This is a genomic window from Mucilaginibacter arboris, assembly GCF_009754915.1.
GTDB lineage: Bacteria > Bacteroidota > Bacteroidia > Sphingobacteriales > Sphingobacteriaceae > Mucilaginibacter_A > Mucilaginibacter_A arboris.
On record NZ_WPIK01000012.1, the window covers coordinates 20,729 to 46,951 of the forward strand.

Genomic DNA, 26,223 nt, shown 5'->3' on the forward strand with positions numbered 1-26,223 from the left:
TTTTATAAACTATTTTTCAAGAAATTATTACTTAAAAATACAACTTATCGTTGAATTAAAATCTAAGTTCAAAAAGGGCTGAATTGCAAATTTGGATCAGCAGGTTTTTCAACGTTAAATTTTAATGAAACCTGCGCTTCTTTTATCACCATAAATCTTTTAGTCATGTTATTTATGATTTCAAAATCATAATCCCTATTATTAATTCTCGTATTTTAAATTCTATCATTAAAATTCAGTTCCTTTTGTTTGTATATTTGAATATAAACTCTCCGTCTATGGAACGTATTGTGATTGAAGTAGATGAAAAATCTGCAAAAAAATGGCGATATGCCTCTTCCGAAAAAAAAGAACGACTTGCAAAAAGTATTGAAATACTTATTGAAAAAACGTATTCTGAAGATGAAGATGGTTTTTGGGAATTTGTGGAAAAAATAAGCCAGAAAGCTGCGGAGAAAGGCCTTACAGAAGAAGAGCTAAACCGTATTCTAAATGAAGGCTAAATCTTGTTTTGTATTCGATACCAATTCTCTAATCAGCGTAGCCTTACTTCCTTTATCAATAAATAAACAGGCTTTACAAAAAGCAGAACGTTTAGGTAATGTTATTTTTTCGGATGAAACCTTAACAGAGCTAACAGCGGTTTTATTACGACCAAAGTTCGACAAGTATTTATCTGTAGAAGAACGTTTGGAATTTATCATCCGAATTGAAACAAGATATGAAAAAGTAAAAACCATAAGTTCCTTTACTGATTGCCGTGATTCAAAAGATAATATCTTTCTTAATTTAGCTGTTGATGCAAATGCCAGTTGTTTAATTTCAGGTGATAAAGATTTACTTGCACTTCATCCCTTTCATAATATTCCAATTGTTAATGCAAGGGAGTTTTTGGACTTGTTTTAGGTAAAATAAAATTACAAAGCTAATTTTAAAGCTATCGTTCATTAGCTTCTTTCCGGTTAAATTTAACCACATGTATAAATAGACAAGGTCGTAAAAGAAACTGCTTTACTTTGGGATTGTTCGGCTACTCCTTAATTTTTCTCAAAAGCAATCACTTCAATTTGTTTACCGATATAGGCTTCTGGAAGTGTTAATGAAATTGTTTTTTCACTTAGTGTTATAATCGTTAGTATAATAGCAAGTTTATTTAATTCATACAACTACAGAAATTTAATAAAAATTTCTAATAATCTTATGCTTTTTTTATCATAAAAATCTTCCTGGTGTTGCTTGTTATCATTAATGGAAAATCTAAAGCATTATTAATTCTTACAAAAGGTTGCCGAAATTACTCCAACCTTTTATAATGTCTTCATCAGAGTTGATATTTCTATTAAAATGAATTTTGTCAACATCTTCTTCTAAAAGTCCTCTTGCAATTAAAAACGAAAATGTTTCTACATCAACTTTTTCATCTTGATTCTTATACTTTTCTTGATTCCTTTCTGCCCAAAAATATTTTATATAATAACTGTCTTGCTCTTTAATTAATAGTGCCTTATAAACTCCAAATCCTGTCCATGAGCGATGAAAATAAAGCCAATCATTTTCAAAATAGATAAACCACTTATCTTCCATCTCTCGAGGAATAAGTCCTTTTATTAATTTTGAAAATTGTTCATCATTAAATTTCAAAGAAATTTTTAATTGAATTGGTTTATCAATTGGTATATTGTTCCATGATGTTGATTTAGCTATTTTTTCCATTTATAAAAATACCGTACTTTAATATTTATTTCTTGTTGTGATTCTGAATTAAAAACCCATTACTTGTAATTCTCCAGTACTTTATTAAAATCTAAATTTTTAATATTTAACGTTTCCCAAATACTTTCAACCCAATCCTTATCAAAGCCTCTACTTGAATAATGACGGTGATAAATAATTGAGGTATTAGTAAAGTGTCTCTGAAAATATTCCTTGAAAAGTTTACCCGTAATACTTTCTTCTGTTCCTAAAACAATGAAACATGTTTCGGTTGAAACTTTCAGATCATTCATTTCTTGAACAAAACCTAAAACATTTTCTTCTATGACATCCGTTTTGTCTTTTATAAATTTATAAAAATCATTAGATTTTGGATTTATAATATTTTTAAATAAATCAGTCATATATGATCCTTTTAATGACGAATCATTAAAAGCATATTTTAATTTCCTATCATGCTTACCACCTCTGAAATTTCCCCAAGTTCCAATTTCATTAGAGATATTTAATCCAACAAAAACATATCTACTATTTAATATATTTAAATTTTCATTAATGCAATCAACTGATTTTTCTTTGATTTTATTTTTGGAGTAATTCCAAACTGCCCAACTTGCATATTTGCCGTGCTTTTCTTTTATGTTTTCAAATTCTGTTTTAGTAAAAGTCATAAATTAAATTTTAAAGTAATTATTTTGTTTAAACTTATAATATAAATATAGCTTTTGTTGTGTACGAATATTGAATGCCTTAAATCATATTCAAATGGAATTATTATATTACAAATTTGATTTTTAAAAAATTAGTGAATACTTCTTTTACCCCTACTTTTTCAACCTCAAAACCACAACACCTAATGTGAGCAAATTTGCTCCTGCTTACAACCAATTTCAATCCTAAAAAGCCCTATTCACCTGCATCATTTAAAATCTGTTGAACAAGATTTTTAGATATTCTAAAATTAGTTTGCTGAAGCGCGTCCAAGTATGGCAAAAGAAAAGGAATTATACCTTTTATTTTAGCGGTTAATAGAACTCCTAATGTTCCTTTAACTTTTAACCCTTTCTGCTCAGCAAAATATCTTGCTTTTAAATCATCTAAAATCAGATAGTCATGATTTATTTCATTGGCTAAGGCAATTGCGCTTGCTTCACCTACATCTAAATGCAGTTTGAGGCTTTCAAATGTTACTTCATTAGTTACAGTCATTATTTTTACCCAAACTGGCAAAGGATAACCAAACTCGGTTGCTATTTGTGGGGTAGTAATAACCGAAGTAAATAAATTCTGTAACAAATGGATAGCGTTAAGCTTTTGAAGGATGATAAAACAACTCGCATCGGTAATAATTATCTTAGCTTCTGGCATCCCTTATTGCTGCTGCGGCACTTGGATCAAGATAATGAACGCCGTATTGTATTAATACTTCTGCAAAATCCCATTTTTTCATACCTGCAGTTTCTGCTGCCTCGCCTAAAGTTAACTTTCCGGATTCGTATAGCTTGGCCGCAATAAAGCAAATTGTATCGTTTTGATGCTCAAGCAAACTATCCGGAACCTGAAGCGTGATTTTTGTCATAACACAAATTTTTAATTATATAAAGATAAGCATTAGAATAAAACAGAATGCGAACATCTTATTTGTTAAATGATGATCCAGTTTTAATTAATAATAGCCCATTACAAGTAAACAGATTAAATGAAACGCAATACTTCTTTTACCTCTACTTTTTCAACGTCAAAACCACAACACTTAGCGGAGGCAGCTCTGCAACTAACTGATTTCCCTGCTTTTTTGAACCGTTAAAAACAGCAGGTTTAAATTTCCCTACTTATCCAATTTGCTTAAAAATATCTTTAAGTTCTTTATCTGTTATCGTACTTCTTTCAGATTTATCATAAATAGAGGCAAGAAAAACAGTAGTACCCATAATTTTTATATAAGTAATAATCCTTGCGCCACCTGATTTTCCTTTGCCTTTTGAAAGTATAGGCAAACGAATTTTGTAAAAGTTGTTGCCAAGCGCTGTTCCTTGTATAGGTTTTTCGGCAAGGCTTTCCAAAAGTTCTGTCAAGTCCTCCTTCAATGACGGATATTTCTTGGAAAGCCTTTTAGCTTGTTTATCAAAAAGCGGTATAGAAGAAACATTATAACTCATCCAACAAGGCTTTTGCGGGGCGGGCTTTTAACTTTCCCTGTTCAATTAAATTTAACTCGTTTACAGCTTCTTTCAATTCCTGCAAAAGTTGTTCTTTGCTTGGTTGTACATATTCTAAAGTTTCCAGCTCTTTGTATTGTTTTTTAAGTTCCTTCCAATCCTGAATAGGAATAAAAATCCCTGTAGCTTCACCTTTACTGTCTTCTATGATCTGGACTTTCATATTTAAAATTCTTTATTACTGTGCTGATGCTTCCCGAAGTCAATTAGAATAGCTGAACAAACAATTGATGCCAGAAATTTCATTTAAATACGAATATAAAGCCTATTTATGATAAAAGTAAAGCCAACCCTTTTTAACACAATACTTCTTTTACCCCTACTTTCTCAACGTCAAAACCACAACACTCAAAGGCGGCAATTCCGCAACCAACTGATTTCCCTGTTTTTTTGCACTGGTAAAAACAGTAGGTTTAATTTTATTGGGCTGATCAAAAGAATTGTAATCATTAAACTTGGAAGAAGTAAGAATCCGGCCTTGCACGGTTTTATAATTTACATCCTGTAAAACAGTACTTACGGTAATTTTTTTAGTTGCATTTAAGTTGACAAAAGAAATATGCACCACGCCGCTGCTATCTCTGGAAGCCGAAGCATTTACCGAAGGAATGGTTACATCATCCACGGTATAATCCGGAGATTTGATTGTAATAGGCAGCAAAGTTGCATCCTGGTGCACCTGGTACAAATCAAAAACATGATAAGTTGGCGTCAGGATCATTTTATCCTTTTGCGTTAACACTAAAGATTGCAGCACATTTACAGCTTGTGCCAGGTTAGCCATCTTTACCCGTTCTGCGTGGTTTTGAAAAATGTTTAAAGTGCTTCCGGCAATCAAAGCATCACGCATACTGTTTTGCTGAAATAAAAATCCAGGGTTGGTTCCTGGTTCTACATCCGTCCAGATTCCCCATTCATCAACCACCAGCGCAACTTTCTTTTCCGGATCGTATTTATCCATAATTGCCGAATGTTTAGTAACCAGTTCTTCCATTTTTAAACAGTTGCGCATGGTTTTAGCATATTCAATTTCATTAAAATTAGTTGCCGAACCCTTTTTGCTCCAGTTGCCGGTAGGCAGCGTATAGTAATGCAAAGAAAGCCCCCACATGCGTGTTCCTATTTTTTTCATGGCCACTTCTGTCCAGTTGTAATCGAAATCGCTTGCGCCGCTGGCAATTTTTTTCAGTTTTGTTCCCGGATAATCTCTGGCATAAGTAGCATACCGCCTGTACTGATCTGAATAAAAATCAGGTGTCATTGTGCCACCGCAACCCCAGCTTTCGTTTCCTACACCCCAAAAACTAACTTTATAAGGTGCAGGATGGCCGTTTTGTGCACGTAAGGTAGCCATCGGACTAATACCATCAAAATTCAAATATTCTACCCATTTAGACATTTCTTCTACCGTTCCGCTGCCCACATTTGCAGAAACATAAGGTTCGCAGCCGATCATTCCGCATAATTCCAGAAACTCGTGGGTGCCGAAACTATTATCTTCTGTAACGCCTCCCCAATTGGTATTTACCATTTTCGGGCGTTGTGGCCGTGGGCCAATTCCGTCGCGCCAATGATATTCATCCGCGAAACAACCGCCTGGCCAGCGCAGGTTTGGAACATGTATTTTCTTTAATGCTTCTACAATATCCATACGTATCCGGCCTTTGTTTGGAATGTTCGATCCTTCAGGGACCCAGAAACCATCATAAATACTTCGGCCTAAATGCTCTGCAAATTGTCCGTAAATCTGTCTGCTGATTTGCGTTTTTGCATCTTTGCCGTTAACAGTTGCCTGTGCTGTTTGCTGGCTGAAAGCTTGCGTGAATACAAGAAAAAATAATGAAAGTACAGTTAACTGCTTCATAGGATTGGTTTAGGGTTAGATGCTTCTTTTATGAATGTTTTTTATGGGCGATCTGCTTTTAGGAAAAGCTAATCTTTCGCCTAAAATAGTAATTTTTATTTTTGATGTGCTGCCATTTCCAATCGGTACAAATTACTTTTAGCTGATAACAACAAGAGGGGCCAAAACCTGGCCCCTCTTGTTAGGTCAAAATACTGATGCTGTTTTTACCGGCATTTTATTGGAACATACTGTTGGCAAGGTTACTGTTTACTTTTACATCGGTAACTTTCAATTCTATAGGCTGGCCAAAAACGGCGGTTTTGGTACTATAAGGCATTTTAATACCATTGCCAGCATCGCGGTAATCGCTAAAATCTGCTGTTACAATTTGTCCTTGTACTGTTTTTACCTCCCTTAATTTAAAACCTGTTGCCATATCGTAATAGTTTCTGGTCGAATTTCCATTCGCGCCATTTACCGTAACCATATAAGCAGGCTGGTTATTTACCAGTTTTACATCGGATGAAAGCAAAGTGTTGCTGTAGTTTAATTCCGGAAAAATAACGGCCGATTGTTTTACGAGTGCCTTATCTGATGGTGTAAGCGGGACACTTTGATTGTTTTGCAACCTTTTTACGCTATCGCCATTAACAACCGTGCGTATCAATGCATTGTAAGCAGGAATGCTAAGGTCCTGCAAGGATTGAGAAGGCATTTTGTATTTACTGGTTATCTGTACTTGAAGGCCTTGGACCTGACCTGTGGAAGTAATGCTTACATCTTTCAGGTTTCTTAATTTATCTGCCCCTCCAACTGCATCTAAATATTTTTTGATAACGCTTGCAGCAGTTGTTCCGGCAGGCATCGTAATTCCTGTAAATGTATTGTTATCTGGTTCTACATCCGGTAAAACATGTTCCGGGTCGAGCACTACCAAAGCTATTTTTGAGGTAGAAGGATAACTGAACGTCCAGCTACCGCCGCGCTGCCAAATTTCGGCAGGCAGTTTCACGGTGTTGGTATTTCCGTTTTCTTCTTTAACCATTACCGTAGCCGGTAAAGCCATCTCGCCAAGGTTTTCTATGGTGATGAGTGCTCCTTTTGCGGCATCATTTTCAATATAAGTAACCCCTTTTACCGCCTGGTCTAATTTCCAGGTGGTAAAAAACCATTCCCGCCAGAACCAGCTCAAATCTTCGCCTGCTGCATTGTCTATTGTATGGAAAAAATCCCAGGGCGTTGGATGTTTAAAAGCCCAGCGTTTAATGTAGGTTTTGAAAGCGTAATCAAAGCGTTGTTCGCCTAAAATTTGTTCCCTTAAAATTTTAAGTCCGAGTGCTGGCTTGTTATAAGCAGCTTCGCCTAAATAAGAAGCCTGTATCACATCTGGCGTAGTTACAATTGGTTCTGCATTCAATCCGAAAGCACTTTGGGCATTTGCTTCTGCATCAGGTTTTGTATAATATTCGCCTTTGTTAAAAAGTTTGGCATCAATCTGATTGATAAACGTGTTAAAACCTTCATCCATCCAACCATACTTGCGTTCGTTAGAACCAACAATCATCGGGAACCAGTTGTGCCCAAACTCGTGATTGGTTACATCCCATAACTCGCCCCCGCGACTGGTTGCATCACAAAAAACAATACCCGGATATTCCATCCCGGTAACAATACCGCCCACGTTGGTTGCTGTAGGATAAGTAAATTCAAACCACTGCCTGGAATCCATTTCGATGCTGGCCTTCACATATTCTGTTGACCGTCCCCAAGCCGCGTGCCCACCACTTTGTATCGGGTAAACAGATTGTGCCAATATTTTTTTTCCGCTTGGTAAGTTAATACGTGCGGCATCCCAAACAAAAGCATTGGAAGCAGCCCAGGCAACATCGCGGGTATTTTTACACAAGAAATGCCAGGTTAAAGTTGGTTTTTTAAAGGATGGGGTTTGGTTGACTACCTCAGCAGAATCACGGATGGTAACTGTTTGTTCGCTTGCTTTAGCTTTGGCCAGCCTGCTTAATGTTACAGGTGATAACACTTCTGTCGGGTTCAACAATTCCCCGGAACCGACAACAATCAGGTTTGCAGGTGCAGTAATCGTATAATTTATATCGCCGTATTCCAGATAAAACTCGGAAGCGCCTAAATAGGGAATGGTATTCCAACCAGTTACATCATCATACACTTCCATCCGTGGGTACCATTGGGCTATTTCGTAAATCCAGCCATGATTGGTCCTTAAACGGCCCATCCTGTCGGTTCCGTTTTCTGGGATTTCAAACTGATAATCAATTTTAATCTGGATTTTACTGCCCAACGCTTTTAAAGAATCTTTTAGTTTGATCTGCATCCGCGTATCGGTAACCAGATAATTTGCAGGTTCTGCTTTTCCATTCCTGATCAGGGTAACCGATTTTATAACGTCGCCCTGTGTAAAAGCTTTATTGGCAAATCGGCCGCCCGTTACCGGCGTTGTTGCTTCCGCACGGGAATCCTGCCGGTAAATATTCTGGTCTAACTGCAACCATAAGAAAGGCAGCCCATCCGGACTGTTATTGGTGTAAGTAATGGTTGTACTGCCGGAAACTTGTTTTTTAAGTGTATCTAATGCAACGTTAATTTGGTAATCGGCCCGGTTTTGCCAGTACCTGTTTGTTGGTGCACCTCCTGCTGTGCGAAACTGGTTGCCTTTATCGGTATAAAACATTGGATCGAACACTTTATGCTGATCGTATTTACTGCCGGGAACAGGAGTTGTTTGTGCTTTAACCGTTTGAAATCCGCTTACTGCTACTAAAATTGCAGTAAAAGCAGTATTAATTTTATTCATATTGAAGATAGCTGTTGAAGTCAGACTAAAGGTAAATTTTTACCTGATAAAAGAAGTACCACACTAAAATTTATCTGACTTATAGAATAAAAATATTACAAACCGGTTTTTATTTACTGCTGAATGTTCCATTTTTTTGCCCAGGCTGGATAACTGTCTATTGCTTTTTGCGGTGCATAAGTGTACCAGCCGTAACCGTCGCGGCGCTCACGGTCAACTTCTGCTAAACTATAAACTACTTTGCTGTCGCGGTTGCAAAACAAGGGTTTGTGTGTTTTTAATTCATAATAACGTGTCCAGATGGGTGGTGCAGTCGGGTCTGTTTCTACCACTTTATCTGTTCTGCTCACCCTGAATTTAGTTTGCATGGTTGGCGCCTGTACTGTTTTTATCCTTGTATTTTGTATAGCTGATGCTTTAAACCAGGCCACCGCATTTTTTATAGCATGGATGATTTGTGGTGTTGGATGATCGATCGACATTAAAAACAATACAATGCCAGAACTTTCGCCGTCGCAAATACTTGGCGGTTCAAAAGCCCTTGCCCAGGCTGGTTGTAACGTAACTTCATCATGCTGCTGGCACCAGGCCGTAGGTACGCCGTTATCTACAATTTGTGTTTTTAAAATACAATCTAAACCTTTTTGATACGATAGCAGCAGCTTTTGCCTCCGTTTCTGATCTACAAAAGCATACTGCGGTTCGTTGTCTGCAATTGCTTTCAGTTCAGAAATTATGCCTTCAAAAACACCATCGTTATAAGTAATATGCCTGCTGTAATTATTTTCCAAAGGATAATATTGCGGCCAGCCACCGTTAGTATATTGGGCATTCATTATAAAATCCAACCCTTTTAAAGCAGCCAGCTTATATTTTTCGATGTGAGTGGCAGTATAAACATCAGCCAGACAAGCAACGTGAGTGTAAGTAGTGCCATTATCAAAAGTAGTGTTTAAGATGTTTTTTGCTTTGATCAGGCTGTCCTTCTGCGGCTCTGTCAATATCGCCATGATATCGTAATTCTTGGGCCAGCCACCATTATTTTTCTGATAAAGCAGGATGTTATCTGCTACGGGTACAATATCGGTAGGTTTGTATTTTTGCTGGTTTGGTTTTGGGTTGATGATGTTGCTTGGTTCTGCTATACCGTACCAGTGCCTGCTGTCATCGCCAAAAGCTTCCGTATCAATTTTGGTTATTTTTGCCTGTTGTGCCTGTGCTGCAAGTTGTATCAGCAGGAAATAAAAAAGCAGCAATAACTTCCGTTTCTGCAATTGCTGCAGCTTGGCCAGGTACAAAGTATTCATGAAATAGGTTTTATAATGAAAGCGTAAATTACATTTTATTTGTGCCTTTTAAAAAATGTAATCAAGATGATACAACCGGTAAAAACGGAAGCAAATAAAAAAGTTCCGGCTATAGGTTAACCGGAACTTTTATATGCTAAAAACAGTATGAAAAACCTTACCTGGTTACCTGATCCCGCTGATCGGAACAGCATCCATATCACTGTAAACCAAATTCTCGCCAGCCATCCCCCAGATAAAACCATAACTTGCCGTACCACAACCGGAATGGATAGACCATGGCGGAGAAATAATAGCTTCCTGATTGGCAACCAGCAAGTGGCGGGTTTCCTGCGGCTCTCCCATAAAATGAACTACCCGGTGCTCTTCCGGTACATCAAAATAGAAGTACGCTTCCATTCTGCGGGTGTGCGTATGTGCAGGCATCGTGTTCCAAACACTTCCTGTATTTAAAATAGTTAAACCCATTACCAGTTGGCAACTTTTTAGGCCGTCTAAATGAATGTAACGGTAAATAGTTCTTTGATTAGCAGTTTCCTGCGCGCCCATTGTTCCCGGTGAAGCTTCGTCCTTTGTCATTCGGGCAGCAGGATACGTTTGGTGCGCCGGTGCAGAAAGCAGGTAAAAAACAGCAGGATCAGCCAGGCTATTACTTTTAAAAGTAACATCCTTAGTACCTTTTCCCAGGTAAACACAGCTCAGTTTTTCCAGGTCGAAAGTTTGTCCGTCTGCTTCTACTTGCCCGGTTCCGCCAACATTGATAATGCCGATTTCCCTTCTTTCCAGAAAATATTCTGCCCTCAATTCCGGATGGTTTTCCAGTTTTAATGGTTTTGTTACCGGTTTTGCCCCGCCGATGATGACGCGGTCGTAATGAGAGTAAACCAGCTTTACTTCATCGTTTACCAAGAGGTTTTGTACCAGAAAGTTTGAACGCAGTTCCTGAGTGTTCATCTGGCTTGTTTCTTTCGGACTATTTTGAAATCTTATTTCCATTTTGATACTTCTTTTATCGGTAAAAAATCAGCGGCCCATCCAGCCGCCATCAACAGTTAAAATTGTTCCATGAACATAATTGGCAGCATCAGAAGCGAGAAACACAGCCGGGCCTTTAAAATCTTCCGGTTCCCCCCAACGGTTTGCCGGGATGCGTGATAAAATCGATGCGCTTCTTTCCGGGTCATTTCTTAAAGCTTCGGTATTATCCGTGGCGATATAACCCGGCGCAATACCATTTACATTTACACCTTTTGATGCCCATTCGTTGGATAAAGCTTTGATTAAACTGCCCAAAGCCGCCTTGCTTGCCGCATAGCCCGGAACGTTGATGCCGCCTTGAAAAGTAAGCAAAGAACAGGTAAAAATAATTTTTCCGGAACCTTGTTCCAGCATTTTTTTACCAACTTCTCTTGCTAAAATAAAAGGCGCATCCAGGTTTACGGCCATTACTTTGTCCCACATTTCATCAGGATGTTCTGCTGCTGGTTTTCGGAGGATCATCCCGGCGTTATTAATGAGAATATCAATCTGAGGGTTTTCGCTGAAAGCTTTTTCCAGGAACTCATACAATTTCTGACGATCAGAAAAATCAGCCTGATAAGCTTTAAATTTTCGGCCTAAAGCTGTAATTTCTTTTTCTACTGCGCTGCCTTCGAGTTCCAGCGAAGCGGAAACACCAATTACATCTGCACCAGCTTCGGCCATGGCAACCGCCATTGCTTTACCAATTCCCCGGTTACAGCCGGTTGCCAAAACAACCTTGCCGGTCAGATCAAATAAATTCTGATTACTCATTTATACAGGTATAACAAAGTTATTGTCAAAATCAACTTTACATTTACTTAAAATGTAATTTGGTCAAAGCTGTTGAAAATTGATTAATAATCAAAACCAAAAATTGCCTGATTAATAAAGTTAAATTTTGCAGGAGCGGATTCTGCTGACAACATTCTGCATATAAAACCTTGCATTTTTTACTTGTTAATTATTAATTAATTATTTATCTTTGTTATAAACTTTCATTATTATGAAACTGTTTTTATCAATCATATTCATAATTCTCCCAAAGCTTTCCTTGTTTGCGCAGCAAGATACTATTTACTTAAAGAAAAAAATATCTGAAACTAGGAAAATTGTTACTGACAGAACTCCGCAAGCAGTTTACTTTCAATTTGGAGGATCCGGGCCAATATTATCTGTTAATTACGACACACGATTTAGGAAAAAGGTAAACGGGGCAGGTTTTACTGCTGGTTTAGGCTTTTTTGGAGGAAGCGGTGATGCTATTGTTTCCGTTCCTGTTTCTGTAAATTATTTGTTTGGAAGAAAATCAGATTTTGCTGAAATAGCGGGAGGCGCAACGTTTATAGCAGGCTCCACTTCTAACATTTTCTCTGAAAATTCAAATTCCAGTACTTTTTTTTACCATCTAAATGCGGGTTACCGTCATCAATCAGCTACAAAAGGATTCTTTTTTAGGGGAGGCGTTAGTCCTCTTTTTTTAGGAAGTGGTGAATTTGTAACATGGTTCTACCTCGGGGCTGGCTACAATTTTTAACAGCTTAAAAGCCTCACTCTACTACTGGCCAGCCATTTTTATCCCAGTTCAGTTTTTCTATCCTTAATTTCGAGATGCCGCGATCAGATGCATCATAACCGTGGAAAACGATGTAATCGGTTTTTTGATCGGTAAAAACAGCATTGTGGCCAACGCCATACCAGTTTTTATCTCCCTGCAATAAAATCGTTCCGCCACCTTTTGCCATTGGCATTCCACCTTCGTCCAGATATGGCCCTTGTACGTTTTTTGATCTTCCGATAATCATTTTATAAGTGCTTTTCGGGCCTTTGCAACAATAATCAATGGAAGCAAACAAGTAATAGTAATTATTTTTTTTGAAGATGAAAGCTCCTTCAATAGCATTTCCGCCTGCATCAACCGGATTGTTATCAACTGCAGGAAGATTCCCGGAAGGATCAGAAACCTTTTTCCGGCTGGCTATTGTTGGCAGGTTATCAATACTTTCTGCCACACTTAACCGGTCTTTGTTTAATTTTACCAGCTTCAATCCATCCCAAAAAGAACCGAAAGCGAGGTAAGATGTTCCGTTTTTATCGGTAATGAGGTTTGGGTCAATCGCATTCCAGTTTGTTTTTCCGGGGATAGACTGGATCACTTTTCCGTGATCAACCCAAAGATAATTCGGATCATCAGTATGCAAAGTTTTATTGGTAGCAACACCGATGGCAGAAGTATTTTTGCCGAAAGCAGAAACAGAATAATACAAGTAATAAAGTCCGTTATAATAAGAAATATCCGGCGCCCAGATATGGCCTCTAAATCCTGGAATTGCCTCGACTGCCCATTTCGGCGCTTCTTCAAAAACAGGTTTTTCCCGTTTCCAATGAACCATATCTTTGGACGACCAATCTGCAATTCCCATTCCGGTACAGAAAATATAATAAAGGCTATCCTGTTTTATAATAACCGGATCATGAACAGAAATATTGGTTTGCAATTCCTGCGCATACAAGTTTTTGCCTGCTAAAAACAGTATGACAATCAGCATAAATATTATGTTCATGGTTTTAATTATTTAGCGGGTTTAACACCTTCACTCGTCATGATTACCCGTTTAATGGTTCCATCAGGATTGTAGTATAAATAATCAATACAAACCGAACGATGGTAACCGCCTTCATTTGCAGCTAAAGCGCCGTTATGGTAAACAAAATAAGATTTTCCTTTAAAATCAATAATTGCCTGATGGTTGGTGTTTGAATTACCCGCAAGTTCATTGATGATACCTTTATAAACCCACGGGCCGTTAATGCTCTTGCTCATTGCATAAGCAATTTTTTCGGGGAAACCTGTAGCGTAAGAAAGATAATACCAGCCGTTACGTTTATGAATCCAGGGCGCTTCTGTATATTCTGGTAGCTTTATCGTTTTGATCGGCCCTTCCAGTTCAATCATGTTCTTTTTTAACTTGGCGTAATAACAGGCGGTATTTCCCCAGATCAAATAAGCCTGGCCATCATCATCAATCATTACAGTTGGATCAATATCGTCCCAGGGAATTGACGCCGCTTTCGTCATATCGTTAGTAACCAAAGCGGAACTACGTGCATCTTTAAAAGGTCCGGTTGGACTATCAGAAACGGCAACACCAATTGCTTTTCCGCGGACTGTTCCATGTTCTATTGCTACATACCAATAAAATTTTCCATCCCGCTCAATTACCTGGGAAGCCCAGGCATCATCTTTTGCCCAAGCGAAAGTTTTTACATTTAATGGAGAAGGGTGTTCTGTCCAGTTAACCATATCCGGAGAAGAAAAACACAACCATTCGTGCATTTCGTAGTTTGGTTTATTTGGCGGGGCTACGTCGTGTCCGGTGTACAAATAAACTTTATCCTTGTAAACCATTGCAGCAGGGTCTGCTGTGAATTTATGTTTGATAACCGGATTGCTGCTGGAATGAAAGGTAGTATCTGTAAGAAAAAACTCAGTAACAGGAGTTGCCGCCGGAACACCAGAAATGGCAGCTATATAAATGATTGCAACTGAAAGACTTTTTTTAATAAACATCCTGATCTATTTTTATTTTTAGAAAAAACTGATGCTATTTTTATCGGCATAAAAACAGCATCAAGTAATTATGCCTTTTTTATCCGTATCACATTTAACGAATACGGTTTAAGCTCAAATTGCAGCTTCTGATTTCGCAGGTCCACTTCCTGGATTTTTGGGCTAACTGCTGAAGGATTATCAAAAGAATTAACCTGTTCCAGATTTTCATTTGTTAAAACTGTAATATTTGCTTTAGCCTTTAATTTCGCCCCATCAATTACAAAATCTGCGTTTTGTGCTTTGGCAGAAGTATTTACCACTTTTAAAATAATCTCGTTTGTTGCTTTATCCAAAGCTGCACAGGCATAAAATCCGTCTTTACCCTCAACCGCTTTATTATCCAGCAGAATTGGTACTTCCTGTGTCCCTTTATTTGTTGAAAACAACTTTTGCACCTGATAATCCGTCGTGCCATAAGAACGGAGGTTATCTACCCAAATCAGATCAGGCGTCCATTGCCAACCATCAACGTGGGCAAAAAGCGGTGCGTACGATGCCATCGAAACAACATCAGCGTTTCTTTCCAAGCCAGTCATAAATGCGGCTTCCGACATCGCCGTTTTCCAGTTATTTTTATTGTTAACACTTACCGTTTTATCACTTTGGGCCGCATATTCTCCTGCAAATATTTTGGAGCCATTGCGCGGATAATTATCATACCGATTGGCATTTTCAAGAAACCATTCCGGACGGCGGTAATAATGCTCGTCGATCAGATCCGCATTCATTTTACGCAAAGCAGTATTTAGATAATCAAAACGATCACCGTTAGGATCAGTTCCGGAACTGTTTACCAATTTGATATTTGGATATTTAGCTTTGATTGCTTTCGTAAAAATCCTTAACCTTTCCAGATATTGCGGTCCCCAGTTTTCATTTCCTACACCCATCATCTTTAGGTTAAAGGGTTTAGGATGTCCCATATCGGCCCTTACTTTTCCCCAACGTGTATTTACTCCTCCGTTTGCAAACTCAATCAAATCCAAAGCATCCTGCACATAGGGATCAAGTTCATCTAACGCTACAACTTCTGCCGAATTAAATTGACAGGCCATACCGGCATTTAAAATTGGAAGTGGTTCTGCACCTATATCTTCCGCTAATTGGAAGTATTCAAAAAAGCCAAGTCCGAAAGTCTGGAAATAATCCGGTGTCTGTTTATTTGCAAATTCTGTATTCCAGCGATTCATAATCAATTGTCTTTGCTCAATCGGGCCAATTGTTTTTTTCCACTGATAACGGTTTGCCAAATCGCGTCCTTCCACAATGCAACCACCCGGAAAACGAATGAAACCAGGTTTCATATCTGCCAATAATTGGATCATGTCTGCACGCATTCCACCTGGCCTGCGTTTCCAGGTATCTTCCGGAAAGAGGGAAATCATATCCAGATCGATCATTCCGTTTCCTTCAAACCAGATATTTAACTTAGCTTTTTGCTCGGTTGCTGTTGCATTAAAACTTACAGCTTGTTTGTGCCAATCGCTGCCTGTTTCGGTAGGTATTAATAAACCTGTTCCGATAATTTCCCCTTTCGGGTTTACCAGTTCCAGGTGCAATTTTAAGTGTGCTGTTTTCTGACGATACATGACCGAGAAATCATAACGCAAACCTTTTTTAATGCCCATTCCGCGGAAACCTTCGTTTGTTAAGCTGATGCTTCCTTTATCGGCATTATTTACGTTTACCTGGATATATCTTGGATTAGCTGTGTTAATCTCCTTTCGGTTTAACACCAATACATCACCTTCTTTAACAGATTTTCCGCTAACTGTCCATCCCATTAAAGGCGTATAGAATTCGAACGAACGGTTTTTTACCAACTCAGCATAAATACCGCCATCAGCGCCCATATTAATATCTTCAAAGAAAATACCCCACATAGTTGGCTGTATTTCTGCTTTTATTTGGTTGGCTTGTACTTTAAAAACTTTTGTTTGTGCATAACTAGTACTGAAACACAAAATACTTAGTATAAAAACAGCACTAAAAACGAATAACTTTTTTTTCATTTATAAAAGAAGCTTTTTAAAATTTGATTACTTTTTCTTTCCCCAGATAGCCGTTCCTACATTATTCAATCCTGTAAAAACTAATGTTGAAGCTACTTTATTTTCCCAGTCTCTTTCTCTGGAAACATAAACTTTACTTGTAGTTCCATCTGCCATTTTTAGCTGTAGCCATGGCGCGGTATAAGTCCAGGTACTGTTTGCATCCGAATTAACTTTACCATCAGCACTTAAAGTCAGGGTAGTTGCAACCTGTAAATTAGGGTTTGTTTGTTCTGTTGCATAACCCGGAACAACGGTGTAACCTAAAATAATTTGTTCCCAAGTTCCAGCTAAGTCTGATGCAGCAATATCAGTTTGTGAAACATTAGCATAACGTTCCGGCGAAACTATCGGCCAGCCATCGGAATTCCAAAACATTTTCCGCACATGTAAATCCATAAAATAAGAATCTACGCTTGGCCTGCCTTGATGCGCCATGTAATACTGTCCGTTTCCATCATCAAAAACAGCACAATGAGCAGTTCCTTGCCATCCTCCATGTCCCATAAATTGATAAGGAGCCACAATCATTGGCCCGTGATCTTCATTTAAGTTGATATTATGTCCGTTAAAGTCATAAAAAGGGCCCTGCGGATTATCACCTTTAGCTACCCTAACATTGTATTTGGTTTGAAGCCAATCATAAGAAATAAACAAATAATATTTATTTAATGCGGCATTATAAATTACTTCTGCACCTTCAATATTACCATTATAAGCGCCATTAGTGAAGCCGCGATTAGCAATCCGGGTACCCTTGTTGCCATCAGAAGCAGCTAAACCTGTGCTTGCATTTAACTGCAAGGCGTATATTCCATCCCAGGCGGATCCATAGTACATCCATTGATCTCCCGCAGGTGTAGTTACCACAGTAGGATCTATTGCATTGGTTTGTGTAGTATTATCATTTGCTGAAGTTACTACCAAACCTTTTTCGGTCCATGGCCCTTCCGGCGAAGAAGCAGTTGCTAAGCCAATTACACTTAGCCTTGCCGTGGCAGAAGATAGCGAATAATACAGACGATATTCACTGCCAACTTTCATTACATAAGGCGCCCATAATGCATCATAAGGTGTTCCTCCTTTTGATTTGATGTATGCTGCTCCTTGTGCAGGCAATGATGAAAATACCCAGCCGACATATTCCCATTGCACCAGATCTTTTGACTTTCGTATTTGTATGCCTGAACGTACCGTAATGCCATAACCAACATCTGTACTGTAACAGTAATAATAATCACCAAATTTTTTGATGGAAGGATCATGAACATTATAAACAGTCCATTTTGGATAATAAGTAAAAGGAGCAATATCTGCATAAGTATCTGTAATGGAGCTAACATCAAAAGTGGTAGTTGTGGTGGTAGTGCCAGTTCCGGTAGTACTTCCACCAGAAGTATTTCCCGAAGTTTCTGACCCTTTTTTACATGAAGTAATTATGGATGCTATAGCTGCAATAAGCAGAAAATATTTACCTTTTCTCATAAGCTATTAAGGTTTTAATTTAGTTTAATTGCAAATACAGCTATCTATACTGCCTTTTTTTATAAAATGCGTTATCCCGCCGGCAATTTTGCAGTCGGCGGGAAAAACAGGTTCAAAAACTACTGTTGTTAATAAGTTGTATTTTGTGTAACGTTTGCATTGGTTTGAATTTCGGTAAGGGGTATTGGAAGATACTCACGACCTGGAACATAAGAATTAAATTCAGGGTCTCTTGCCTTTAACATTGCAAGTTTAGTAGCATCCTGTAACCATCCCCAACGGCGAATATCATCAAAACGATGGCCTTCCAAACCAAATTCCAGGAATCTTTCATGTGCGAGCTGATCACGCATTTGTGCCTGTGACATACCTGGTTTTGTTGTTGCTAAATCAGGCAAGCCAACACGGCTGCGTACTTGTTGAATGTAAGAGTATGCTTGTGTCGTGTTTCCCAATTCGTTTAAACATTCTGCATACATTAGCAACACGTCTGCATAACGCATTAGCCTTTCATTGATACCAGATCTCCAATCGTATTCATTTGTTTGGCCGGTATCTCCATTTTCATATTTATGGCACCATAAAGCATTTAAAGATGAACTTCCGGCATAAGCAGTTGCAAAGCTAACTCCATACAGTTTTTCTCCGGGCTTGTTATAATACATTGTTACATCTAAACGTGGATCAACAGCACCGGCAGTGGTTTTTTCCTGTAAAAATTCATTGTATAATGCTGTAGAAGGCTGCACATCGCCAAAACCAAAGCTGGCTGCACCAAACGTTACGGCCCTTGCGGAAGTGCGGCCCCATCCTGATGAAGGATCGCCGCCCCAACCTAAATCTGTACCTCCTGCGTCTCTTGAAAACTGGACTTCAAATACAGATTCCTGGTTATTTTCCGCATTTAAAAAGAAATTATCGTAATAATTAGGCATTAAACTATAAGTGCCCTGATCAATTACTGCTTTAAATTGTGTGGAAGCATTTGTATAGTCTTTTATAAAAAGATAGGTTTTACCAAGATAAGCCATTGCTGCGCCTTTAGTAGCCCTTCCAATTTGATTATCTACCGAATTCAGGCTTGTATAGCTTATTGGTAGCATATCTTTTGCTTTTGTAAAATCGCTAATTACCTGTTGCCAAACCTGGTCTTGAGGTACTTGCTTTGCAAAATAATCTGCACTTGATTCTGCAGGCGTTAAAGGCATTGGCACATTTTTATAGAAATCCGCCAGGTGAAAATAAAATAAGCCACGTAAAAAATATGCCTGACCAAGAACCCTTGTTTTAAGGGCATCATCCATAGTGATAGCTGGCACATATTGTAGTACTTCATTAGCACGCAATATTCCCTGATAGTAAGCGGTCCAGGAAAATAAAACGCCATCACCACTGCTTGCCATATTAAATTTCCCCATATTATATATTTGATCCCATGGGCTGTTGCTTACACAGTCATCGCCTCTGGTGTTCTGTACTACAGGTGTAAAACGCATATAAGAACCATCGATAATTAAACTTCCGTAAACCGCATTTATACCTTTAACTGCATCGTCGGATGTTTTCCAAAATGTTTCTGTGGTTTGTGCATTTGGGTTAACTGTATCTAAGGCAGATTTTTTACAGCTTATGGTAATAACAGATAGCGTTATACCTACTGCTGCTGCTTTTTTAAATATATTTTTCATTATTCTACTTATTAATCTGTTAATAATTATAAACCAACTTGTACACCTAATAAGAAAGTGCGCGGATTAGGGAACGATCCATAATCAAATCCACGGTTAAGAGTTCCATCATTACCAAAATCAGGGTCGTAACCTTTATATCCTGTTATGGTAGCCAAGTTTTGGCCTGATAAGTAAACCCTGAAAGTTTTAAAAACATGAGTTCGGTTTAACAAGGCAGTAGGAATAGTATATCCGAGTTGTGCTGTTTGTAAACGGGAAAACCCTCCACTCTGGATAAATCTGTCGGAGTTTCTGCCGTTTCCGTTAGGATCACCAATTATTGGGCGAGGTACATTGGTGTTAGTATTAGTTGGAGTCCAATAATTTAGCTCATCTGTACTTTGGTTGCCGTACTGGCCTGTCATTAATGCCTGATAAACTCCATTAGCTATTTTGCTGCCATAATTTCCCTGGATAAAGAGAGTTGCATCGAAGTTTTTGTAAGCAAGATTAATGTTAAACCCATAATAAAGTTTAGGAATTGCCGAACCTAAATAAGTTCTGTCAGCATCAGTAATAGTGCCATCGCCGTTTAAATCTTTAAATTTAATATCGCCAACAGCAGCATTTGGCTGAGTTGCATGATTTTTAATATCAGTTGTATTTTGGAAAATACCTTCTGTAACATAACCAAACAACTGTCCAACCTCGCCTCCTACAGCAGTTTTACTGAAAGCGCCGTAAATTGGGTTATTACCCGTTCCTAATGACAACACTCTGTTTTTTAATGTTGAGGCATTGGCGCTTATATCATAATGAAAAGAACCCCTACTTTTGCTGTGATAGGTTACCGAAAACTCCAAACCTTTATTAGTAAATGAGGCTGCATTTACGGTAGGCGTGTTAATTGCACCAACTGAAATAGGAATAGGCACGGCTAGCAGAATACCATCAATTTTATTATTGTAATATTCTCCTGTAAAAGACAACTGATCATGGAACAAGCTTAGATCTATACCGAGATTGGTAGATTTTTTCTGCTCCCATTTATTGGTTTGATCGAATACCTGGGTTTGCGTAGTACCGGGAGCCAGTGTATTACCAAATACATAACTGGCGTTCGCGTTTACGATAGTTTGGTAAGGATACCAACTTGTTAAAGAATTGATATTGCCTTGCACACCATAACCTGCTCTAAGCTTTAAGTTTGATATAGTTTCCGGAAGATGCAGAAAACTTTCTTTATTCAGATTCCAACCAATCGAAGCACCGGCAAAATTACCATATCTGTTTTCCGGACGCAATTGCGAAGAGCCGTCTCTTCTGAAATTAGCTGTTAACAGGTACTTTCCATCGTAGTCATAATTTACCCTGCCAAATATGGGCGAATAGAATTTACGTTCTCCCGAATTGCCAAACAAAGAAGTGTTACTTTGATTGCTAACATTATCAAAGGAATAACTGTAAGGCTGGGTCAGATTATTAGCTGTACCTGTGATATTGTTAGCTTCATCCCTGCGATAGGATGTACCTGCAAGTAATTCAACATTATGCTTTTCTACTGAAAATTTATAACTTAAAGTATTTTCCACCAGTGCAGTATAAGCTTCTCCGCGGGCATCACTATGGTAAGCTGCAATACTTGGATAGAACCATCCCAAATCATACGTTGGCTCAAAATAAAAATTGCGGAAATCGGTTCTGTCAAAAGTTACATTCAGGCGGTATTTAAAGTTTTTGAAAAATTCAAGCTCAGCCCAGGTAGCACCTAAAAAGCGGTCATGCTGACTGTTATTCTGAATCAAGTTATTGACCCCTATTACGTTTAATGATATTGCCCTTTGTGTATTTTGATCTACACCGCCATATCCACCTTCGCGTTTTGGATCATACACTGGCATGGTTGGTATTGCTGTAATCATATCAATAACCTCATTACCTGTACCATGTAATCGTGGATACGCTAAGTTCCTGTAATAGGCTTCCGTAAAAGCCATTTTAGCCCCAAAAGAAAAAATACCTTTTTTACCTTGCAAATTACCACTCATGTTGTAACGTTCGTAATTAGGTCCGGCAGTTACTGTTCCAGTTTGATTATAGTAGCCAAAAGCCAAATTATAGGTAGTAGCATCAGTACCTCCAGAAAAACTAAGCTCGTGATTTTGGGTAGTACCTGTTTTAAAGTTTTCTTTTTGCCAATCGGTATTAACATTTTTAATAAATAAACTGGATGTAGGATCATTTCCTGGTGCTAAAGATAGGCCGGCATTTGTTTCAGCAGCATCCGCAATTTTCTGATATCCTATCCTATCTGTAACAGATAGTTTTTTAGGGTTATACTGCCTGCCGTAATAACCATTATAATTAATTTTCAACGGTCCGGCCTTGCCTTTTTTAGTGGTGATCAGTACTACGCCATTTGCACCTTGAAAACCATAAATTGCACCAGCTGAACCATCTTTAATTATTTGTATACTCTCAATATCGCCTACAGGAAAATCATAAGGTGTTTGAGTTTGTACTCCATCTATAATATAAAGAGGGTTATTATTAGTTAAAGAACTAACACCACGAATACGGATGGATACACCTTCACCTGGTACACCTGAACCATTAACTTGCACACCAGCAACTTGTCCTTGTAAAGCACGTGCAACATCATTCGTAACACGTTTACCTGCGTCAGCCACATTAACCACTGCTACAGAACCTGTCAGGTTTTCTTTCTTTTGGGTTCCGTACCCCACAACTACAACTTCATTAAGAGAGTTATACTGCGCTTTTAATGCTATAGCTAAATTTTGTTGATCACCCACTACAACCTCTTGTGTATTATAACCAATAAACTTAATTACAAGCGTTGTACCGTTTGTTGCGTTAATTGCGAAATCGCCGTTAAGGCCAGTTGCTACTGCGATTGCAGTCCCTTTTACTGTTACTGAAGCACCGGGCAGCGGTTTACCACTTTCGTCCTTTACTACTCCTTTAATCAAATTGCTTTGTGCTTTAAGATTAGTAGAAAATAATATTAACAAAAAAACAGGAACAGCTAAAAGCCGATACCTGATTAAAAATTTTAGTCTAAATAGGTTCATAATTAATTTAATTAAAAGTTCACAATTGGAGGGTTTCGAGAATCTAAGGTATGAAAATTTTTTAAATGTCAAGAGTACATTTAAAATTATTTTTCTTTTATACACTTAATAATTTCTATTGATTTTACTTTAAACTATTATAATATTGTATATAATTTATATCTTAACCTGTATGATCAGATACTCCGGTCAAACCCGTGTTCTTGTTGCCGTTGATTGTATTATTTTCGGTTTCGACGGTGACCATTTAAAGATTTTATTAATACAAAGAGGTTTTGAACCTGAAATAAAGAAATGGAGCTTAATGGGTGGTTTTATCCAGCCTGAAGAAAGCCTTGACCAGGCAGCAAACCGGATACTAAAGCAACTAACCGGTTTAGAAGGGGTTTACCTGGAACAAATGCAGGCTTTTGGCGATCCAAAGCGAGACCCGCTGGAAAGAACTATTGGAATTGTTTATTTTGCCTTGATCGATATCCACCAATACGAAAAGCAGATCAGTCATGAATATCACGCCGAGTGGTTTCTGCTTGATCTGGCGCCAAACCTGATCTTCGACCATGCAGAAATGGTGGCAATGGCCAAGCAGAAGTTGCGTTATAAAGCCGCTCTCCACCCTATTTTATTCGAACTCCTTCCTGAAAAATTTACCGTTCCGCAATTACAAAACCTGTACGAAGGCATTTACGGCGCTTCTTTTGATAAGAGAAATTTTAGCAGGAAATTGCTTTCTACTGGTTTGTTGATCAGGCAAAAAGAAAAAGATAAAGAAAATTCCAAAAAGGGTGCTTTCTATTATATCCTTGATAAAGAGCGGTATAAAAATAATTTCCAGGCATTTTTTAACTTTGTCCCTAATCCGGAAAACCTTATTCTGTAAAAAAGTTTTTCATTTATAACCTTGCTGCTTTTATTTTTAAATTTTTAAGTGTTAATTAGACACCAATTAAACCTATGGAAAAAGATCAATTTGTAATTGGTGTGGATTACGGTACCGACTCGGTGAGGTCAGTAATTGTAAATGCAGCAAACGGACAGGAAATGGCAGCGTCAGTTTTCAATTACCCCCGCTGGCAGCAGGCGTTGTATTGTGATGCACCTTTAAATCAATTTAGGCAACACCCTTTAGATTATGTGGAAGGTTTGGAGTTTACTATAAAAGACTGCCTGAAGAAAGCAGCCGGAAAAATTAACCCGGAATCTATTAAAGCAATTTCTATCGATACAACCGGTTCTTCTCCGGTTGCCGTTGATGAAACCGGAACTCCATTAGCTCTTCTTTCGCAGTTTGCAGATAATCCAAACGCGATGTTTGTGTTATGGAAAGATCATACTTCCTTAAAAGAAGCAGCTGAACTGAACGAACATGCCCAAAAATCGGAAATCAATTATTTACAGTTTGTAGGCGGAATTTATTCATCCGAATGGTTTTGGGCAAAATTACTGCACATTTTAAGGGTAGATGAAAAAGTACGGGAAGCATGCTATTCCTGGGTAGAGCATTGCGACTGGATTCCGTTTTTACTCTCCGGAGGAAAAAACGTTACTAATATGAAACGCAGCGTTTGTGCAGCCGGACATAAAGCTTTATGGGCAGAAGAATACGATGGCTTACCGCCGGATGAATTTTTCTCGTCCTGGGACCCGCTTTTGAAAGGGTTTACTTCCCGGTTGTTTAAAGACACTTACACTTCCGACAAAACTGCCGGAAAATTAAGCGCAGAATGGGCAGAAAAATTAGGTTTAACCACTGATGTACTAATTGGTGTAGGCGCTTTTGATGCACACATGGGCGCTGTTGGCGGGCAGATCGAGCCTTATCATTTAAGTAAAGTAATGGGTACTTCTACCTGCGATATGCTGGTTGCGCCAACGGCGGAAGTAGAAGGAACACTTGTAAAAGGTATTTGCGGACAAGTTCCGGGATCGATCATTCCCGGAATGATGGGCATGGAAGCAGGCCAGTCTGCTTTTGGCGATTCTTATGCCTGGTTCCGCAGTATTCTGGTTTGGCCAATGAAAGAGCTTCTTTTATCAACTAAAATTATCGATCAGGCAACTGCAGGAAATTTAATGCAGGAAATGATTGATAAAATGATCCCGGAACTAAGCAAAGAAGCAGCTAAAATCCCCTTAAATGAAAAAAGCGAACTGGCTGTAGATTGGTTAAACGGCCGGCGTACGCCAGATGCTAACCAGGAATTAAAAGGTGTCATAGCAAATTTAGGTTTGGGCAGTAACGCGCCTTCCATCTTTCGCGCTGTGGCCGAAGCTACTTGTTTTGGCGCTAAAAGCATTGTTGACCGGTTTAATAAAGAAGGCGTTGCAGTAAAAGGACTAATTGGTTTAGGCGGCGTGGCAAAAAAATCTCCTTTTATTATGCAGATGATGGCAGATGTAATGAATATGCCGATCCGTATCCATAAATCAGAACAAACCTGTGCTATTGGCGCTGCTATGTTTGCTGCAACGGTTGCAGGCATTTACGAAAAGGTGGAAGATGCAATGGCGGCAATGGGACAAGGTTTTGATGCCGAATATCAGCCTAATCCAGAAAATGTTGCCATTTATGCAAAGCGATATAAAAGTTATATCAGCTTAGGAAAAGCCATCGAAACAGAAACGATGAAAATTACCTTATAAAAACAGCATTCATAAAAATGAGTAAATACGATTTGATCCGGCAAAGCGCTTACGAAGCGAACATGCAGTTGCCGAAATTGGGCCTGGTGCTTTTTACTTTCGGTAATGTAAGCGCTGCTGAACGCGAACAAGGCGTTTTCGCTATTAAACCAAGCGGCGTTCCTTACGATCAGCTTTCGCCGGAAAATATGGTGATCGTTGATTTTGAAGGTAAAACAGTAGAAGGAACACACAGGCCATCATCAGATACCCAAACGCACGCTGTTCTCTATAAATACTGGAAAACCATTGGCGGAATTGTTCACACCCATTCTACTTATGGTACTGCGTGGGCACAGGCGCAGCGCGATGTTCCAATTTACGGAACTACTCATGCCGATCATAATACAATGGATATTCCTTGTGCGCCACCAATGGACGATCTAATGATACAGGGAAATTACGAGTACCAAACCGGTTTTCAGATTATGAATTGCTTGCAGGAAAAAGGAATGACTTATCAGGAAATGGAAATGATTTTAGTTGGAAACCATGCTCCTTTTACCTGGGGAAAAACAGCGGAAAAAGCAGTTTATAACAGTGCGGTTTTGGAAGAAGTTGCCCGAATGGCTTATCTTACCGAACAAATCAACCCGCAGGTTGCACGGCTCAAACCTGCGTTAATCCAGAAGCATTACGAAAGAAAGCACGGAAAAGATGCTTATTACGGGCAGTAAGCTATTTTAATACTT

23 protein-coding genes are annotated in these 26,223 nt (G+C 38.6%); 6 read left to right on the forward strand and 17 right to left on the reverse strand.

The window, feature by feature from the left end:
• Nucleotides 1-278 precede the first annotated feature (278 nt).
• Nucleotides 279-503 carry a hypothetical protein gene (locus GO621_RS13530; RefSeq protein WP_157567925.1) on the forward strand — a complete coding sequence of 75 codons (225 nt, stop codon included), beginning with the start codon at nucleotides 279-281 and terminating at the stop codon, nucleotides 501-503.
• Nucleotides 493-906, forward strand: coding sequence for a putative toxin-antitoxin system toxin component, PIN family (locus GO621_RS13535; RefSeq protein ID WP_157567927.1), 414 nt, complete (start codon nucleotides 493-495; stop codon nucleotides 904-906). Before GO621_RS13530 ends, GO621_RS13535 begins: the two co-directional genes overlap by 11 nt.
• 369 nt (nucleotides 907-1,275) lie before the next feature.
• Here the strand turns inward: GO621_RS13535 and GO621_RS13540 are convergent, their stop codons facing one another.
• The 11 genes from GO621_RS13540 to GO621_RS13590 form a co-directional block, all read right to left on the reverse strand.
• On the reverse strand, nucleotides 1,276-1,713 hold the full coding sequence (locus GO621_RS13540; protein WP_157567929.1) for a hypothetical protein: 438 nt from the start codon (nucleotides 1,711-1,713) through the stop codon (nucleotides 1,276-1,278).
• A 59-nt stretch (nucleotides 1,714-1,772) separates the two neighbouring features.
• A complete protein-coding gene (locus tag GO621_RS13545) occupies nucleotides 1,773-2,384 on the reverse strand; it encodes a hypothetical protein (RefSeq protein ID WP_157567931.1) in 612 nt (203 codons plus the stop codon).
• Nucleotides 2,385-2,619: 235 nt separating this feature from the next.
• The gene (locus GO621_RS13550) at nucleotides 2,620-3,081 is read right to left on the reverse strand and encodes a DUF3368 domain-containing protein (protein WP_157567933.1); all 462 of its coding nucleotides are present in this window, start codon (nucleotides 3,079-3,081) and stop codon (nucleotides 2,620-2,622) included.
• Nucleotides 3,068-3,292 (reverse strand): UPF0175 family protein, encoded by a 225-nt coding sequence (locus GO621_RS13555; RefSeq protein WP_157567935.1) that lies wholly within the window; start codon nucleotides 3,290-3,292, stop codon nucleotides 3,068-3,070. Before GO621_RS13555 ends, GO621_RS13550 begins: the two co-directional genes overlap by 14 nt.
• Nucleotides 3,293-3,545: 253 nt before the next feature.
• Nucleotides 3,546-3,872 carry a type II toxin-antitoxin system RelE/ParE family toxin gene (locus GO621_RS13560; RefSeq protein ID WP_157567937.1) on the reverse strand — a complete coding sequence of 109 codons (327 nt, stop codon included), beginning with the start codon at nucleotides 3,870-3,872 and terminating at the stop codon, nucleotides 3,546-3,548.
• Nucleotides 3,862-4,095 carry a hypothetical protein gene (locus GO621_RS13565; RefSeq protein ID WP_157567939.1) on the reverse strand — a complete coding sequence of 78 codons (234 nt, stop codon included), beginning with the start codon at nucleotides 4,093-4,095 and terminating at the stop codon, nucleotides 3,862-3,864. The genes GO621_RS13560 and GO621_RS13565 overlap by 11 nt, the downstream gene beginning before the upstream one ends.
• Before the next feature lie 156 nt (nucleotides 4,096-4,251).
• On the reverse strand, nucleotides 4,252-5,796 hold the full coding sequence (locus GO621_RS13570; protein WP_157567941.1) for an alpha-N-arabinofuranosidase: 1,545 nt from the start codon (nucleotides 5,794-5,796) through the stop codon (nucleotides 4,252-4,254).
• Nucleotides 5,797-6,013: 217 nt separating this feature from the next.
• Nucleotides 6,014-8,608 carry a M1 family metallopeptidase gene (locus GO621_RS13575; RefSeq protein WP_198170247.1) on the reverse strand — a complete coding sequence of 865 codons (2,595 nt, stop codon included), beginning with the start codon at nucleotides 8,606-8,608 and terminating at the stop codon, nucleotides 6,014-6,016.
• A 113-nt stretch (nucleotides 8,609-8,721) separates the two neighbouring features.
• Nucleotides 8,722-9,915: a pectate lyase gene (gene pelA, locus GO621_RS13580; RefSeq protein WP_157567943.1), complete on the reverse strand. Its 1,194-nt coding sequence runs from the start codon at nucleotides 9,913-9,915 to the stop codon at nucleotides 8,722-8,724.
• A gap of 165 nt (nucleotides 9,916-10,080) precedes the next feature.
• Nucleotides 10,081-10,911 carry a 5-dehydro-4-deoxy-D-glucuronate isomerase gene (gene kduI, locus GO621_RS13585; RefSeq protein WP_157567945.1) on the reverse strand — a complete coding sequence of 277 codons (831 nt, stop codon included), beginning with the start codon at nucleotides 10,909-10,911 and terminating at the stop codon, nucleotides 10,081-10,083.
• Nucleotides 10,912-10,938: 27 nt separating this feature from the next.
• Nucleotides 10,939-11,709, reverse strand: a complete 771-nt coding sequence (locus GO621_RS13590; protein ID WP_157567947.1) for an SDR family oxidoreductase — start codon at nucleotides 11,707-11,709, stop codon at nucleotides 10,939-10,941.
• Nucleotides 11,710-11,941: 232 nt separating this feature from the next.
• Between GO621_RS13590 and GO621_RS13595 the strand changes: the two genes are divergently transcribed.
• The gene (locus GO621_RS13595) at nucleotides 11,942-12,472 is read left to right on the forward strand and encodes a hypothetical protein (RefSeq protein ID WP_157567949.1); all 531 of its coding nucleotides are present in this window, start codon (nucleotides 11,942-11,944) and stop codon (nucleotides 12,470-12,472) included.
• 13 nt (nucleotides 12,473-12,485) lie between these two features.
• Here the strand turns inward: GO621_RS13595 and GO621_RS13600 are convergent, their stop codons facing one another.
• From GO621_RS13600 to GO621_RS13625, 6 genes are all read right to left on the reverse strand, one after another.
• Entirely contained in the window at nucleotides 12,486-13,499 is a 1,014-nt protein-coding gene (locus tag GO621_RS13600; protein WP_157567951.1) for a family 43 glycosylhydrolase, read from the reverse strand.
• A gap of 8 nt (nucleotides 13,500-13,507) precedes the next feature.
• A complete protein-coding gene (locus tag GO621_RS13605) occupies nucleotides 13,508-14,506 on the reverse strand; it encodes a glycoside hydrolase family 43 protein (protein ID WP_157567953.1) in 999 nt (332 codons plus the stop codon).
• A 68-nt stretch (nucleotides 14,507-14,574) separates the two neighbouring features.
• Nucleotides 14,575-16,560: an alpha-L-arabinofuranosidase C-terminal domain-containing protein gene (locus GO621_RS13610; protein WP_157567955.1), complete on the reverse strand. Its 1,986-nt coding sequence runs from the start codon at nucleotides 16,558-16,560 to the stop codon at nucleotides 14,575-14,577.
• 27 nt (nucleotides 16,561-16,587) lie between these two features.
• A complete protein-coding gene (locus GO621_RS13615) occupies nucleotides 16,588-18,084 on the reverse strand; it encodes an arabinan endo-1,5-alpha-L-arabinosidase (protein ID WP_157567957.1) in 1,497 nt (498 codons plus the stop codon).
• Between the two features lie 128 nt (nucleotides 18,085-18,212).
• Nucleotides 18,213-19,772 (reverse strand): RagB/SusD family nutrient uptake outer membrane protein, encoded by a 1,560-nt coding sequence (locus tag GO621_RS13620; protein ID WP_157567959.1) that lies wholly within the window; start codon nucleotides 19,770-19,772, stop codon nucleotides 18,213-18,215.
• Between the two features lie 26 nt (nucleotides 19,773-19,798).
• Nucleotides 19,799-22,849: a SusC/RagA family TonB-linked outer membrane protein gene (locus GO621_RS13625; protein ID WP_157567961.1), complete on the reverse strand. Its 3,051-nt coding sequence runs from the start codon at nucleotides 22,847-22,849 to the stop codon at nucleotides 19,799-19,801.
• A gap of 172 nt (nucleotides 22,850-23,021) precedes the next feature.
• Between GO621_RS13625 and GO621_RS13630 the strand changes: the two genes are divergently transcribed.
• The 3 genes from GO621_RS13630 to GO621_RS13640 all read left to right on the forward strand — a co-directional run bounded on the left by GO621_RS13630 (nucleotide 23,022) and on the right by GO621_RS13640 (nucleotide 26,208).
• Nucleotides 23,022-23,729: an NUDIX hydrolase gene (locus tag GO621_RS13630; protein WP_157567963.1), complete on the forward strand. Its 708-nt coding sequence runs from the start codon at nucleotides 23,022-23,024 to the stop codon at nucleotides 23,727-23,729.
• Nucleotides 23,730-23,803: 74 nt separating this feature from the next.
• Nucleotides 23,804-25,492, forward strand: a complete 1,689-nt coding sequence (locus GO621_RS13635; protein WP_157567965.1) for a ribulokinase — start codon at nucleotides 23,804-23,806, stop codon at nucleotides 25,490-25,492.
• 17 nt (nucleotides 25,493-25,509) lie between these two features.
• Nucleotides 25,510-26,208 carry an L-ribulose-5-phosphate 4-epimerase gene (locus tag GO621_RS13640; RefSeq protein WP_157567967.1) on the forward strand — a complete coding sequence of 233 codons (699 nt, stop codon included), beginning with the start codon at nucleotides 25,510-25,512 and terminating at the stop codon, nucleotides 26,206-26,208.
• Nucleotides 26,209-26,223: the final 15 nt, after the last annotated feature.